This window comes from Roseburia sp. AF22-2LB (assembly GCF_003461125.1).
Classification (GTDB): Bacteria; Bacillota; Clostridia; order Lachnospirales; family Lachnospiraceae; genus Roseburia_C; species Roseburia_C amylophila.
In genome coordinates this window covers 1-14,488 of record NZ_QTWM01000001.1, presented here as the reverse complement: position 1 = coordinate 14,488, position 14,488 = coordinate 1, and the positions used below count along the sequence as shown (strand labels likewise).

Below are 14,488 nucleotides of genomic sequence, written 5' to 3'. Positions count from 1 at the left end.
CTACTGTTTCGTGTCAAAAGCACTGCTTCCTAACAAATCTCCGGTATTGTATGCAGATTTGTTATAATTTGCCGTCTCCGGTGCCTGCCGCAGGCTCTTAAACAAGGTCAGGTCAAACTCCACCATCTCTAAGGACTGTTTAATCAGTGCCTGATTCTGTGTGTTTAGCTGTGCCATTTCCTTTAACGTCCTGTGAAGTTTATCCCGAAGTGAAATAAGGCGGCTTTGTTCTTTTGGCTGTGATTCCAGTATCTGTATCATGGTCTCAATGGTAAAATCATCCTTTGATTTACCCAGTACATCTGCCATATCCTGTAAGATGGTTCTGCGGCGCACTTCATATCCATGAAGCACATCTGTCATTTCCTGCTCCATTGCAGTAATTTCTTCCAATCTCTTTACATTTCCGGCAACCAGTACATCTGTCTTCTCTTTTGAAAGAACAATCAACTCCTGATATTGTTTATCTTCCTGCAGAAGTACATCTGCCAAATCCTCCATCAAACTAGCCACGGCTTATCCTCACTTCTTACTTCTTCATTTCGTTATATTTTGCCAGTAACATACTTGCAAAATCTCCGGAATCCACATCATATTTTCCTGACTGGACACTTGTTTTCAGTTCTGCTACTTTATCTTCCCTGATATCCGAAGCTTCTGCGACTGCCTGTTTTGCGATCTGGTAATCTCTTCCCAACTGGGAAATCTGCACTTCATCTCTGCCTGTGCTTACACCATATGGCTGCTGTACTTTACCAGTCTTACTTGTTTTATATATGGATGCGATCTGGTTATAAGCTTCTATACGCATAACGGCATCTCCTTTCTTCCTTGAAATGATTCGCATTTCTGCTGTCTAATCTATTTATCGGACGTTTCTTTGGAAAACTTAGTGCAATTTTAAGAAAATATTTTTTCCTCCTGTTACCGGTCTGTAGTGCCTGCCTGCAACAGCTTCTTGCGTAAAATAGCCCCGGCATCACTGACACCGGGGTTATCTCTTTTATTTTCATTCCTATATAATATCCTTAATGGATAAAATGTGACGTTTCATATTTTCAAAATACTGATTCATCATGCGATATGCATTTTCCATGCTGCAATAATGATTCTCTGCAAGATTAAGAAGTGCATCCTCCACTTGGTAAATTATCTTATCATTGATATGGTACTGTAATGCTCCTTTTTCTACCTGAAGATACTTTGTCTTAATCTCAGGCAATCCCAATGTTTCATTGAGGCTGCTTCCTCTTGCATCTTCTTCCAGTAATATGGAGAGGTTTCTTCTGGAAAGGTTATAGATATGAGCATGTACACGAAATCCGATATGCAAATCGCAGTCATCATATACTTTAAATCCTTCATCACTGCCTGATATATCCATAAAATGCACATTCAGTTCCTTCATAATTGGTTCTATTCCAAGCCTTGCATCCGGGAAGCCTCTATGGCAGACAAAATATATTTCACAGTTTCCAAAGAATCTTCTTACAAACTGGGTCAATTCTACTGCCAGACCCCAATTCGCCATGTTTCCGCAATCCGAAATACAGATTTTTCTACTGGATGTCAGCCCTTTTCCGGTATATCTTGTAATTCCAATATGTTCCAAATCATACCATGCCGGACAACCTGTCATCGCTATATTATCGTAACCATTGTTGCGCAATACATTCACGGTTGCAATATCCCTGCATCCCATCTTCAGGCCTTTTTCCATTGCTTTCTGAAACAGTGCCCTCATAGGTTCTTCAAATTGATAACTATACTGGCTGACCACATCTGAATTGTGTTCCCACCATCCCATGCCAAGGAGCATAACTGGGATTTTAATTTTATTTAAATCATCTGTAACTGGTGCCATCCTTGGATAAAATCCATTACAATATCCAGGTCCACCGGCAAACACTAAAATATCGCAGGCATTTATTTCTGGAAGTTTTTCTTCCAGACTCTGATTTCGATAATATTCCACGATTTCACTGTCTGGATAAAAATATTTCAGTAATGAAATTGCCCGGTTCTTTATCAAAAAATCGCCGGCATTAATAATTGCTCCGTGTAATACAGCTATTTTCATCTCCGTCACCTCTCTTCTTTTATTTTACGTTTCCTTTTAATAGTATCTGTAACTTCTCACCGGATGGCTTGCAGTATACACGATTGACAGAATTAAAAGCAGTACACTGATTCCCGCCAGCACAATGGTTGCAATTGCAAGTCCTTTTTTCTTCGTCTGTAAGCCCTGGAATCCACACCAGAATTCCAGCACAATTATAATTGCTCCGTATGTAATACCAAAGAAGGATAACAGCAGTCCCACCAAGCTGATTACAAAACCTGCAATCGTCCAGTTCTCCCTTGTCTTTCTGGATTTCTCCACAAACTGATTGGCACTGTTCTGTGGCGGGATATACCCCTGCTGTGGTGGCATGCCCTGCTGCATCGGTGCTCCCTGCTGCATTGGCATTCCCTGCTGCATTGGCATTCCCTGCTGTGGTGCCATACCCATCATATCAATGCGATGCAGTTCTACAAACAGCGGTTCTAAATCATCCCGGAAAGATTTCTTTGGAATGGCACCTACAAAGCCTTCCAGCCCTCTTGGTTTCTCAAAAGTTCCCATATATGCCAGCACAATCACTTCTGTTCCATGAATGTAATATTCTATAGAACGTTTTCCCTTCATCCACGGGTCATTAAAGAAATAATAATTGGCATTTGGCTTTGGCATCTGTACATACTGGTTGGCTGCCAGATAATTCTGAATCACCTGGTTAATCACTGCCGGTGCCGCATGCACGCTAAATCTGTATTCTGTTTTTTCTTTGCTCATTTTTCCTTCTCCTTTATATTATGTAAACCGACTTTATTCCATCGGGCATCCCCGGCGTTCCGGTCCTTCCATGCCGCTTACATACCGGGCATTAAATTCCATATTAATCTCCCGGAGTTCCTTCTCTCCATCAATGTATGCCTGATACATTTCCACGATTCCGGCACTACATCCATCGCAGGTTGCAGAAATATTTCCCAAGGATTCTGCAACAATTGCCTCACGTTCTTCTTTTGTTGTATCTTTGATTAAATATCCTCTCATTCTAATTCTCCCTCAGTATATATTTTTAAGTTTCTAAATAATTTCTCATTTTCCTCAAATTTACGAATTGCAAGACGAATATACTGTTTTCCATCTGCCACTTTTGCAGTCAGATCTTTGATTAAAAATCCTTTTTCAAACATTTGGACACACAGCTCCTCACTTGTTCCCTTTACCACCTCACACATTACATAATTTGCCTGTGTTGGAATAATACGAAGATATGATATTTGTGCCAGGTATTCTATCATCTGACTTCTAGCCTTTCTAAATTCAGTCAAGGCCTCCGCATAAGTCTTTTTATACTTATTAATGATCTGCATAAAGAACTCTCCATAGGAATTGATATTCCAAATTGGCAATTCTTTTCTCACTTTATTGAGTAAATTCATATCTGCCGAAGCCAGAATACCCAAGCGTATACCCGGAACACCATAAGACTTTGATATACTTTTTATCACATACAAATCAGGATATTTTTCCAGAATACTGTCTTCTATAAGAGTAACATTTTCTGATTCTGATATTTCTTCTGTTTCCACAAAATCAACGAAGCTTTCGTCTACTATCACCTTTATATTTTTCTTTTCTGACCACCTTATAATTTTTATCATTTCTTTTACCGGAATATAATTGCCCGATGGATTATCCGGATTAATCAATACCAAAATACTTATTTCCTTATCTTCAAAAAACTCCATCAGTTCTTCTGCGCCATAATGGAAATCTTTATTTTCCGGGTAATAAATCACTTTTTCGCCACTATATCTATTTGCATATTCCTGAAACGTTGGCATGATTATCCCCATTTTTCCATGCAGGATATCCAGCAAAGCTTTTATTAATTCTGCTGCTCCATTTCCCAACACAATATATTCATTTTTTACGCCAAATACATTTGCTGCTATAATTGAATCTACTTCTTGTCCAGACGGATACTGTGTAAGTAATTTTTCAAAACTAGATATCAATTCTATTTTCATTCTTTGGGGTGGAAAATACGGATTTACAAGATAACAGTAATCTATCAAATGAGGATATCTCCAAAATCCTCCATATCGGTACATTAATTTTCTGTAACGTGCTCTGGCATCTGTCTCAAACATGGATTCTGCGATATCTAAATCCTGCATATCATCTATTTCATACCACTTCTGCCCGGTCAGTCTCTTGACGCGAATTTCATTTGTATCCAGCATTGCAATTAATTTAATTACCGATTCATAATATTCATTTTCTCCCATTGCTTTCTCGTACGCTTCCAAAAAAGGCACATATACGTTCTCTGAAAATCCAGCGCTTAATTTATAAATATTTACCGTCTTGTAATACTTCTCCTTTTCGGCAAAATCGAAATATTTTCCGGGAATAAAGTCCAAAATTCTGTCATCTGCATCTATTACCATACAGCTTCCATCCATCCAGCTTTCAAATTTATCCACTAAAGCTAATGATTGTCTTTCATCCTCAAGTAACATATCTATGACTTTTTCTTCAAAAACAAGATCTGATTCCAGCAATATGGTATCTTCCTGGCACAAATATTTTTTTGCCAGAGACAATGAATATATATTATTTGTCTTTTCATAATCTGTATTCCAAACATACTCTATAGAAGTATCAATTTCTAATTCTGCAATAAAATCAATCAGCTTTTGACCTTCATAACCAACAACAATCACTATCCGGGAAAATTGTTTCTTATCCAATATTTTTAATGCACGTTCAATCATGGAAACTCCATTTACTTTTACCATGCACTTGGTATTATTTTCAGTTAAATGTTTTAACCTTTTTCCCATTCCTGCTGCCAAAATCATTGCCTGCATGCTATTTCTCCTTGTTATCTATTCATAAATAATATGTTCCCGTATTCTTTCTATAAAAATATTTTCATATTCTCTTAATATAGCTTCATCTTCCACTTTTTCCCCATCCCGGTATAATCCATATACTTTATAATCTCTCAAATGGAATCTGCCCTCATTATCTGTAGCCTCAGAATTCACAAAATATATCTCATATTCTTTTGTATTTGCTACTGCAGTATATACATCTCCCGGATGCAGTGATTCTGTAATTGTATATTTTCTTTCTTTTCCTCCAAACGCTTTGGGTAATCGCCCATCAATTTTTGCATCACTCATTTCAATTCCAGCAAGTTTACACATGATTGGAACATAATCCGCTGTAGAAATCATTTCATCTGTTATCTGTTCTTTCACCCCGTCGCCCCGAAACATAAATGCCACTTTCGTTCTTTCCTTTGAGAGAAAATTTTTATCCGGTGATGCAAGATAACCCTGTCCATGATCGGCAAAAAGACTGATTACCATTTCATTTTCTTTATAATTGTTTTGAATGTATGAATATAAAAATCCAAACAGCATATCAAAATACTGTATCGTTTTCTTATACATCATACTCTTTTTCGGACTATACTTCTGTTTTACTGATGTAAGACCTTTATCATCTAATGAACGTTCCTCCAATGTCAGATTTTTCTGGACTGCCAAAGATAAATCCCAGCCATCTGCCACATCATGCAAATCTCCTACTGTCATCCACAGATACTGGTCTGTTTCTTTAAATGTTTCTAAATGCTCTATCACATTCATGATTTCCTGTTCTGCCCTTGCACCCATTGCCTGTATGTGGTAAACATACTGGTCTACACCTCTTGCAAAGCCATAGGAATAGATGCATCTCCAGTCACCATCCAGTTTGCAGGTATAATAGCCTGCTTTTTTCATATATTGTGATAAAGTCGGAACTGTTTTTGGCAATTCACCATCTATTTCCCCATGAAACATCATATGGTGCAATGTATTCAATCCACTTTCATAAGTTGCCAGGCTTGGGAAAGTCCATTCTGAACAACTAAATGCATTTGTACATATTGTACCTTTTTTAAAAAATCGATAAGTATTGGGCATTAATTTTTCAAAATCAGGACCATTAATCACTTCCTGTGCCAATCCATCCACAAAAAAACTTAAAACTAGTTTTCTTCTCTTTGGATTATGTCCTAATGGTATAGGATAACCATAATAAGCATTTTTTTTAGACTTTATTAAAGTATCTTTTTTTACTCTATAATAATTAAAATGTCTTGCATCATATTGCGGAATGCTGTACTCTTTACCATCTTCCTTAACAAAATGAATATTATTTTTTTCAGTACTTGCAATCGGTTGTAAATACTCTTCCGTGCTTCCTGCAATTTTAGTATATGTTCCACATTTACTATATTTCAAGAATTCCGCCTGTGTCCGAACTAAACTTAAATTTTCTTCTCCAATATATAGTTGTATAGGTGCCCTATATATTCCTATATAACGCTGTTCATCATCTTCAACCCAATATTCTTTTCCAATAATATTATCTTTAATATTTCGTGGGGCAGTCACATATTTTCCAAAATAGCATGTAGAACGGTCAATAAAAGAAAGCATTTTCCCCATCTGTTCCGAATTATTTCCATCTTCAATTGTGTTCTGTACGCTTGTTTCAAACTGCGGCTGCAAGATTTTAATCTGTTCCTCTGTATCCCTATATATTTCGGTTTTTTCCAGTTTAAAATAATTACAAAGAAAATCCGTTATCATATAATTCTTCAAGGCATCTAATATTTCTCCTTTTTCCTGATAAATACAAGCCTGATAATAATATGCTTCATAACTTGTAGGGAAGTTACGCAGACATTTTTCTATAATCTGCTGTGCCAGTTCCAAATCACCTATACTCATTGCCTCAATGCACTCATAAAACCATAAATCCCTGTCATACGGACATTCTTTTCTGTATTCCTGCAAATCATCTGCTATCTGTTCTAATCTGCCCTCTTCAAACTCTTTTTCAATTCTGCTTTTTAAAGATTTTTTCATTGGATTTCCTTTCTTTTACGCGAACAGCTTCTTCACATTTTCAGCATCAAAGGTTACGGATAGCACATGGTCTACTTCGATCTGATAAAGGGCATTGGCTGCTAAATGTTCCGCTGCCTGTTCTAAATCACGGATACCGGAAGTATGCTTAAACTGCTCTACAATTGCATCCAGTCCATCCTCTGTTACAACACATTCACCCTGATGCAGGCCGATTCGTTTTAATACCTTCGGCAGTGCAAACCGGGAGAAGATAATCTTCTTTTCTTCTGATGTATAATCCGGGATATCAATTACTGCAAAACGGGATAAAATCGGTGCACTGATATCGGCTTTATTGTTAGCAGTAGCAATCGGATAAACTCCCACGGTCGGAACCATACATTCCATATAGTTGTCGGTAAATCCAAGGTTATCTAACAAGGTTAACAACACATCTGCCGGGTTTCCGTTTCCTTTGCCGGATGCTGCTTTATCTAACTCATTGATAATAAATACCAGATTGGATTCTCCTGCCATGGAAAATGCTTCCATGATAATTCCAGGCTTTGCATTGGCATAGATACGGGAGCTTCCGGTCAACTGCTCCGGGTCATTGATGGAACTCATATCCAGTGTTGTCCAAGGCAGCTTTAAGATTCTTGCTACCGCATAGGCTATCTGGGATTTTCCGGTTCCTGCCGGTCCCACCAGAAGCAGTCCATATGCCGGCAGGGTATGGGTTCTGTTAATCTGAATGATGGTTTCCATGATACGCTGTTTTACTTTCTCCATGCCATATAACTCTTCATCGAGAATCTTTCTTGCTTCTACCGGATCAATTGCCTCAAAATAATTGCTCTTCCACTGGATATTCATCATAATAGACAATGCTCTCTGGGCATGACGGCGTTCCTCCGGTGATACCTCATGGGAGCGTGCTACTGCAAGGTTTCTTCTCGCCCAGAGGCGGATATTATCCGGCATGGTTCTGCCGGCGCAAGTCATAAAATCGGAAATGCTCTGTAAGCTGGTCAGCTTCATATCATCTCCATTTTCATCCTCTTCTTCCTCGTCCATTTCCTCTGTCGGTGCACTGCTGGCAAGAAGTCTCTCTATCATAAACTGTAAAAATCCATCCTCTGCCGACAATTTGGTTCCTGCACCAAAGGTTGTCTCCCGAATCTTGTATACAGCATACCCGTCTTCCCGGTTTTCTCCTGAAAGGCGCACACTGATATGATTTTCTCCCAGCCATTTAATCAGGCTGACGAAACGTGCATCTACTTTTAAAATATCTGCGCTGTAAGTCTCGCTTTCCTCTTTAAATTCAAAAGCAGTCTGCTGGCTCTGGTTTGCAAACACTCCTCCGGAATGATGTTTCCACTGACGGCTCTGATTGTCAAGAACAAGTATCGGCTCATCCGCTGTCTTCTCTTTCTCATTGGACTGAAAAGTTGTATAAGTGCATACGGACTCTGTCTTCTTCCCGCCCGGTGCATTACTAAAGTCAAAAACTGGCATTTTTCTCTCTCCTGTATCTTTTTCATAGGTTCTTTCCATATACAAAGACCTTTTCTCTCAGAATACCACAAGGGTTCTGAAAAGAAAAGGTCTATTCATCCACTTATTCACCCACTTATTCTCCGCTTACTCTACACCTTTTAAGGTTTCTACCATATTGAGACTGCGGATTCGTTTTGAGAACATAAAGCTTACCAGCATCGAAATTATCATAACCAGAATACCGGCTATGATATAATCCACCGGTGCCAGTGACAGATTATAATCGAAATTCTCTCCATTGGTATTTATCATCGCATTTAATGACACATTTCCAAGCGGTGCTCCAATAAGGATTCCGATGATGCTCAGCCACAGATTCTGTATGCTCAGTATTTTTCTTATTTTAGAAGATCGTAAACCCAGTACCTTCAATGCTGCAAATTCTTTTACTCTTTCATGAAAGGAAAGGACTCCGGAATTATACAATACCACAACTATCATAAGTATTGAAAATACCGCCATCATAACAACCATCATATTGATTACCGACATACTGTTTTCATACGCCGCCTGCATCTCACTTTTACTGTTTACCCCGGTTACATAACTAAGGTCAGCTTTATCTTCTGCCGCTCTTTCATTTGTCATCAAAAATCCCGGTGTATATTCTGCCCCTGTTTTCTCATAGTCTTCTCTCTGATATGCGATTCCCTGGGATTCAAGGCTTCGGTAAATTGTTCCGACTTCTGCTTCATACCAGGTATTCTTACTATAAAGATGCCAGTAAATGGTATCTCCTTTTTCCACATGAAGGTCTTCCGCCAGCTTGCGGCTGATTCCAACGGTTCCCGGTGTCAGATTTTCCACCTGATTATTTAAATCCAGTATATTATAGAGATTCTTTCCTTCTAATACTGTGATGGTCTCTTTCTTCTTTTCTTCTGATGGAGCATTTTTCTTCTTTGCCACCTCTATCTGGCTTACCATCACTGCTTCGCCATCCAGTTCCTCCGCCATGGCATCGACATCTTCCGTCTTAGCATCCTCAGAGAATTTAATCTGATATTCGCCTGCACTCACACGGTTAAAATTGATTTCCACCATGCTTCCCAGCAGCTCATTACAGCCAACCGCATATACCATAAGCAGCATGCCTACTGCTGTTCCGATCACACACATAAAGCTGCGCAGTTTTGCCCTGGAAATATCCCTGAGATTATACTGGCTGGTAAAAGAAAGTTTTTCCCAGAATGGCAATTTTTCAAAAATACAGTTCTTTCCTTTCTTCGGTGCTGCCGGCCGTAATGCTTCTGCCGGTTTAATACGAAGCAGTTTCCGGCAGCTCATATAGGATGCAAGCACACATACTGCCACAATGCCTGCTGCAATGATAAAATACATCGGATGGAATACCGAATGCAGACCCGGCACGATATACCAGTTTGCAAACATACTAATGACTGCCGGGCTTCCCCACAAAGTTCCTGCCAACAGTCCAAGAACGACTCCAACTACCGAAACAACAAGACTGAAACTGATATAATGCAGCATGATTTTATGCCGTTTCAAACCAAGGGCATTCATGGTTCCTATCTGGGTACGCTGCTGTTCTACCATTCTTCCCATGGATGTTGCAATTACTAAGATTGCGATTCCCACAAAAATGATCACAAACAGATAGGAAAATGACTGATGCTGCTCTAACTCACTGTCTAACCGCGCCAGTCCCGGAATAGATTTTCTGTCTACAATGGCTGAATAATCACGGTCGATGCTTTTATCTATCATCTGACCTAACTACCGTCGATTTTCCTGCTCCTGACTGTCCTAAAATCACCACAAATTCTCCCTCGTTAATGGTAAAGTTCACATGATTGACTGCATATTGTAGCGCTTCTCCTTCTTTCGTGCAAGTTAGTCGTGTCTAATCGGAATTATAGCGCAAAAATAAGGATAACCAAGTTCCGGTTATCCTGTTGAGAAATATTATTATTAATTTTCAAAAAAATTTATTCTGTTAATCCTTTGATTTCATCCACAGATAATCCTGAAATTTCTGCTATCTGTTCCAAAGAAAAGCTACCCATCCGGAGCATCCGGGTTGCTGCTTTAACAGATGCCTGTTTTTCACCTTGTTCCACCCCTGCCTCAAACTCCGCTTTGCGAAGTTTCTTTTCTTCTTCCACTTTATCATATTCGAAAATACTCATCGCAACTACCTCCGCACGATTCTTTTTCAGGAAATCAGCAAGTATATTCTCCCGGATGCATTCTGTAACCGCTCGTTCCACAGCATCCTCCAACGGAAGCTGCTCTGCATACTTTCTGACTTTCGCTACATACTGCGCATACTCCTTTAATTTTCGGCAATGCTGCATTAATTCGCAATTATGTCCTTCATTGATATTTAATGTTGTCACAATCAGTTCCAATGCCGGTTCTGCTCCGGTATGTAAAAAAGCATCTGACAGCCGGCTGATGCAACAGTCCTCTAACGGCTCTATTCCATTATAAAAAACAAAAAAGCCGGGAGTCGGAATCTTTTGAATTGCAGATGAATATAACGATTTCCGGTCGATGAGTTTTTGGTATTCCGCTGCAATATAAAACAAGTCCCGAAGAGGAATATTGGGATTTACTGTAGACTGATGTTCATAAAGATAGAGATTCATGTCTAAAATAAATGCCAGATCATTTTTCATTCCCATATAAATAGCATTTTCCAATGTTACAATTTCCAAGTCATCGGGATTGGTATAATTCCGTTTGTTTACCGCATTATAGAGTGACAGAAGTGACTCCCTGTCTGAAAAAAGCATACGAAAAATCGTATCCTTATAATTGCGGTTTGCTGCTGGTACTTTCTTTGTCATATGTAGTTCCTCCTTTGATTTGCAGGAAGCTGCTACATACTCCTTTTCCTGTAACTTCTCCTGCTTTTTATTTAATAGATGGTATAAAAAGCATAGATAGATACAGAAATGTCATAACGCTTAAGACTGCCAGAATGGAATAAAAGAAAATGCTATCTGGATTGTATTTTATGCTTTGGATTATTGTATCACAAAGATTTTGTCCCCGGCAATCCTTTTATGAATATTTTAGATTTCTAAGAATCTCTTAAGTTTTATTAATGAGTCTGTTCATATTCTAAGAATTCTTTTGTCTTAGACCAGTACTTGATTCCCCAGTTTTCAAAATTCCATTCTTCCATATAGGCATTACACTCATAATCCACATAATAGAGGACATTTTGCCACAGGATAAAATTTGTAGGGAAATAATCAATATTTGTATGTGCAGCATATAACTTTGTGCACATTTCTTTTACCTGTTGCAGGCAGATTTCCGGCAGTGCGTCCTTTTCCACCTGCTGATAGACAGTGTCTCCCGGAATGTATTCCTTTAAAATGCGTTCCTGTGTTTCATCGATATCAAGCAGCTTTGGCATGGTAATTCCAATTTCCATAAGCCGTTTATAATCCCTTTTTTCAGCCTCTAACTTATTACCAAACTGGTAATAACTGCATGGTTCATGGTGAATCTGTTTCAGGACATATTCCTTCTCCCCATCCGTCACAAGATAGGAATAGCCGCCTTTCCCCTTTCCAAGCAGTTTTTTCACTTTATATTCTTTTCCGTTTAATGTCATTACCTCTTCTTCCGGCAGCTCCATTTCCGCTCCGATATCCAGTTTCTTTTCATAAGCCAGCTTATCCTCCATACGGATGCTGCGCTGTTTTCCGGTATCATCCACCAGAAGAATCGTAACCATCGGTTCTTCCCCCTCCGGCCGTCCTTCACAGCCGAATTCATCCTCAATAATATCTGTGATTTTGTATTTTTTCATCTGTTGATTCCTTTCCCGTTACTTCCTTTATTTCTTTTGAAATATCTATGCTTCTATTACGAGACCAACTTTTAACTGCTCCACCATATCGCCTAACTCCTGCTGTAGAATCCGAAAAGCTCTTCCCCCCGTACAGTGACCGGTATAAATCTTTTTTACACTGGTTTCCTTTATTTTTTCTGCCAACTGCCGAATTTCAGTTTCCCCCTTTTGAAAAATGTGGAAGCCACCAATCATCATTTTTGCCGGCTTTTCAAACAGTTTGCTGACCTCATTTATAATATTGTCTGCGCCACCATGCGAACAGCTGTTAAAAATAATAAGACCATCCTCTTCCTCTATTACAAGACTTTGTTCATGGGCAAAATTGTCCGGTCGCCAACGTCTGCCGTCTCTGATATACATTTTATTGGCGGCTCCGATTGTCTCAAGACCTTTTGTCGTATGGGGAATCAGATATACATTTTCATAAAGTTTGTACTTTCCGGTCACATATTCAATTCTATCCTTCTGTCTGGTTAAGATATGTTTTGGAATTCCAATATATTTATGAATAAACCACTTCTTAAAATAACAGTTTTCACCGGTTCCCTTTTGAAGATAAAATTTCGCATTCTCATTTTCTTCAAAAAATGCCTGTATCCCATTTGCATGGTCATAATGGGCATGGGACAATACCCCATAATCCACTGCCCCGATATCCTTTTCCAATGCTTTTGCATTTACCAGAAAACGGTTTGATGCACCCGTATCAAGCAGTATATTTTTTCCTGCCTGTTTGATATAAATGCTCAACCCCCATTCTCCAGTTGCAATTTCCGTTCCTATATTATCTACTAATACAGTTGCTTTCAAATTGAATCCCCCTTTTCTTATCTCATTACTTTTCATTATACCAATTTCCACTATTTCTACAATCATATCCTGGCAGCTTTCTTCCTGCAATTTTCTTCATGCATCTATCATCCATTGTAGTTTCTCCTGTTTCTCGTATTGTTAACTCATATCTTATTTCAGGTTGACATTCAGTTAATTTTTGTTTATCATAAAGAACTGTAAAATTCACACAGATACAAAGGAGACAAACCATGGATGCACTGACACTGGCACAGGAAATTATTGACGGACGACGCATTACGCGAGAGGATGATTTATCCTTTTTTCTTACCTGCGATTTAAAGGAATTATGCGAAGGAGCCGACAAAATCCGTGCTGCAAGAATTGGAGATAAAGTAGATTTATGTTCTATCATAAACGGACGAAGCGGACGCTGTCCGGAAGACTGTAAATATTGTGCCCAGTCTGCACATAACCATACCAACTGTGAAGTATATGACTTCCTGCCGGAAGAAGATATTATCAAAGCCTGCAAAATGAACGAAAGCGAAGGAGTTGACCGATTTTCTATCGTAACTGCGGGAAAAGCACTGACCGGTCCGGAGTTTGAAAAAGCCATTCACGCCTTTGAATCCATGCATCGGGAATGCAAAATCGATTTATGTGCTTCCATGGGATTTTTAGACGAAGAACAACTGCACCGCCTTCATGAGGCAGGCGTTACCAGCTATCATCATAATATAGAAACATCACGCCGGAATTTTCCAAATATCTGCACCACCCATACCTACGATATGAAAATTGAAACTTTAAAGAAAGTAAAAGCGGAAGGCATGTGCGCCTGCTCCGGTGGTATTATCGGAATGGGCGAAACCTGGGAAGACCGTCTGGATATGGCAGTAAGTTTAGCTGAACTGGGAATTGATTCTATTCCAATCAATGCTTTAATGCCAATCCCGGGAACTCCATTAGAAAATCTGCCGCAGTTAAGTGAAGATGATATTCTGCGTACCATCGCATTCTTCCGTTATATCAATCCGGATGCAAATATCCGTCTGGCTGCCGGCCGTGCACTGCTTACCAACGATGGTGAAACTGCTTTTCAGGCTGGTGCATCTGCAACCATTACCGGAAATATGCTGACTACCGTTGCCTGCGCTACCATAAGAAGTGACCGGAAATTGTTAGAAGATTTAGGCAGGGATGTAACTCCGGATTACTGGAAAGAAGCATAATAGATTCTTATGGACCTTTGATAGAAAAAAGGAAGCCGTCACCTGTACCGACCCCTAAAAGTTAGACCAAAAAATCTAACGATTGGAGGTCGGT

Annotated in this window: 14 protein-coding genes; 1 reads left to right on the top strand and 13 read right to left on the bottom strand. The window is 39.2% G+C overall.

The features are described from left to right. The 13 genes from DWX96_RS00075 to DWX96_RS00010 all read right to left on the bottom strand — a co-directional run bounded on the left by DWX96_RS00075 (position 1) and on the right by DWX96_RS00010 (position 13,177). Positions 1 to 513, bottom strand: coding sequence for a flagellar protein FlgN (locus DWX96_RS00075; RefSeq protein ID WP_022242359.1), 513 nt, complete (start codon positions 511 to 513; stop codon positions 1 to 3). Positions 514 to 529: 16 nt separating this feature from the next. After that, positions 530 to 811, bottom strand: coding sequence for a flagellar biosynthesis anti-sigma factor FlgM (gene flgM, locus DWX96_RS00070; protein ID WP_117841495.1), 282 nt, complete (start codon positions 809 to 811; stop codon positions 530 to 532). Positions 812 to 1,015: 204 nt separating this feature from the next. After that, positions 1,016 to 2,080, bottom strand: coding sequence for a polysaccharide pyruvyl transferase family protein (locus tag DWX96_RS00065; RefSeq protein WP_118056691.1), 1,065 nt, complete (start codon positions 2,078 to 2,080; stop codon positions 1,016 to 1,018). A 36-nt stretch (positions 2,081 to 2,116) separates the two neighbouring features. Further along, positions 2,117 to 2,836 carry a DUF4190 domain-containing protein gene (locus DWX96_RS00060; RefSeq protein WP_117841951.1) on the bottom strand — a complete coding sequence of 240 codons (720 nt, stop codon included), beginning with the start codon at positions 2,834 to 2,836 and terminating at the stop codon, positions 2,117 to 2,119. A 33-nt stretch (positions 2,837 to 2,869) separates the two neighbouring features. Continuing rightward, positions 2,870 to 3,100: a purine biosynthesis protein PurH gene (locus tag DWX96_RS00055; RefSeq protein ID WP_118056692.1), complete on the bottom strand. Its 231-nt coding sequence runs from the start codon at positions 3,098 to 3,100 to the stop codon at positions 2,870 to 2,872. Continuing rightward, positions 3,097 to 4,929 (bottom strand): aminotransferase class I/II-fold pyridoxal phosphate-dependent enzyme, encoded by a 1,833-nt coding sequence (locus tag DWX96_RS00050; RefSeq protein ID WP_118056693.1) that lies wholly within the window; start codon positions 4,927 to 4,929, stop codon positions 3,097 to 3,099. Before DWX96_RS00050 ends, DWX96_RS00055 begins: the two co-directional genes overlap by 4 nt. 18 nt (positions 4,930 to 4,947) lie before the next feature. Continuing rightward, complete coding sequence (locus tag DWX96_RS00045; RefSeq protein ID WP_118056694.1) at positions 4,948 to 6,987, bottom strand: sulfatase-like hydrolase/transferase; 2,040 nt, start codon at positions 6,985 to 6,987, stop codon at positions 4,948 to 4,950. A 15-nt stretch (positions 6,988 to 7,002) separates the two neighbouring features. After that, positions 7,003 to 8,490, bottom strand: a complete 1,488-nt coding sequence (locus tag DWX96_RS00040; protein WP_118056729.1) for an AAA family ATPase — start codon at positions 8,488 to 8,490, stop codon at positions 7,003 to 7,005. A gap of 126 nt (positions 8,491 to 8,616) precedes the next feature. Then, the gene (locus DWX96_RS00035) at positions 8,617 to 10,260 is read right to left on the bottom strand and encodes an ABC transporter permease (protein ID WP_118056695.1); all 1,644 of its coding nucleotides are present in this window, start codon (positions 10,258 to 10,260) and stop codon (positions 8,617 to 8,619) included. Next, a complete protein-coding gene (locus tag DWX96_RS14855; protein WP_197420783.1) occupies positions 10,250 to 10,342 on the bottom strand; it encodes an ATP-binding cassette domain-containing protein in 93 nt (30 codons plus the stop codon). The genes DWX96_RS00035 and DWX96_RS14855 overlap by 11 nt, the downstream gene beginning before the upstream one ends. 139 nt (positions 10,343 to 10,481) lie before the next feature. Further along, entirely contained in the window at positions 10,482 to 11,345 is an 864-nt protein-coding gene (locus DWX96_RS00025) for a hypothetical protein (RefSeq protein WP_118056696.1), read from the bottom strand. 257 nt (positions 11,346 to 11,602) lie between these two features. Further along, positions 11,603 to 12,322, bottom strand: coding sequence for a hypothetical protein (locus tag DWX96_RS00020; protein ID WP_330416133.1), 720 nt, complete (start codon positions 12,320 to 12,322; stop codon positions 11,603 to 11,605). A 45-nt stretch (positions 12,323 to 12,367) separates the two neighbouring features. Beyond that, complete coding sequence (locus DWX96_RS00010) at positions 12,368 to 13,177, bottom strand: MBL fold metallo-hydrolase (protein ID WP_118056730.1); 810 nt, start codon at positions 13,175 to 13,177, stop codon at positions 12,368 to 12,370. A gap of 233 nt (positions 13,178 to 13,410) precedes the next feature. Here DWX96_RS00010 and bioB point away from each other — a divergent pair, with 233 nt between their 5' ends. Beyond that, positions 13,411 to 14,394 (top strand): biotin synthase BioB, encoded by a 984-nt coding sequence (gene bioB, locus DWX96_RS00005; RefSeq protein ID WP_022244125.1) that lies wholly within the window; start codon positions 13,411 to 13,413, stop codon positions 14,392 to 14,394. Positions 14,395 to 14,488: the final 94 nt, after the last annotated feature.

What these genes read in the sequence shown, in the direction of transcription:
- DWX96_RS00025 (WP_118056696.1), bottom strand. Translation starts at nt 11,345, where the DNA reads ATGACAAAGAAAGTACCAGCAGCAAACCGCAATTATAAGGATACGATT.
- DWX96_RS00065 (WP_118056691.1), bottom strand. Translation starts at nt 2,080, where the DNA reads ATGAAAATAGCTGTATTACACGGAGCAATTATTAATGCCGGCGATTTT.
- bioB (WP_022244125.1), top strand. Translation starts at nt 13,411, where the DNA reads ATGGATGCACTGACACTGGCACAGGAAATTATTGACGGACGACGCATT.
- DWX96_RS00035 (WP_118056695.1), bottom strand. Translation starts at nt 10,260, where the DNA reads ATGATAGATAAAAGCATCGACCGTGATTATTCAGCCATTGTAGACAGA.
- flgM (WP_117841495.1), bottom strand. Translation starts at nt 811, where the DNA reads ATGCGTATAGAAGCTTATAACCAGATCGCATCCATATATAAAACAAGT.
- DWX96_RS00040 (WP_118056729.1), bottom strand. Translation starts at nt 8,490, where the DNA reads ATGCCAGTTTTTGACTTTAGTAATGCACCGGGCGGGAAGAAGACAGAG.
- DWX96_RS00050 (WP_118056693.1), bottom strand. Translation starts at nt 4,929, where the DNA reads ATGCAGGCAATGATTTTGGCAGCAGGAATGGGAAAAAGGTTAAAACAT.
- DWX96_RS00055 (WP_118056692.1), bottom strand. Translation starts at nt 3,100, where the DNA reads ATGAGAGGATATTTAATCAAAGATACAACAAAAGAAGAACGTGAGGCA.
- DWX96_RS00045 (WP_118056694.1), bottom strand. Translation starts at nt 6,987, where the DNA reads ATGAAAAAATCTTTAAAAAGCAGAATTGAAAAAGAGTTTGAAGAGGGC.
- DWX96_RS00020 (WP_330416133.1), bottom strand. Translation starts at nt 12,322, where the DNA reads ATGAAAAAATACAAAATCACAGATATTATTGAGGATGAATTCGGCTGT.
- DWX96_RS00060 (WP_117841951.1), bottom strand. Translation starts at nt 2,836, where the DNA reads ATGAGCAAAGAAAAAACAGAATACAGATTTAGCGTGCATGCGGCACCG.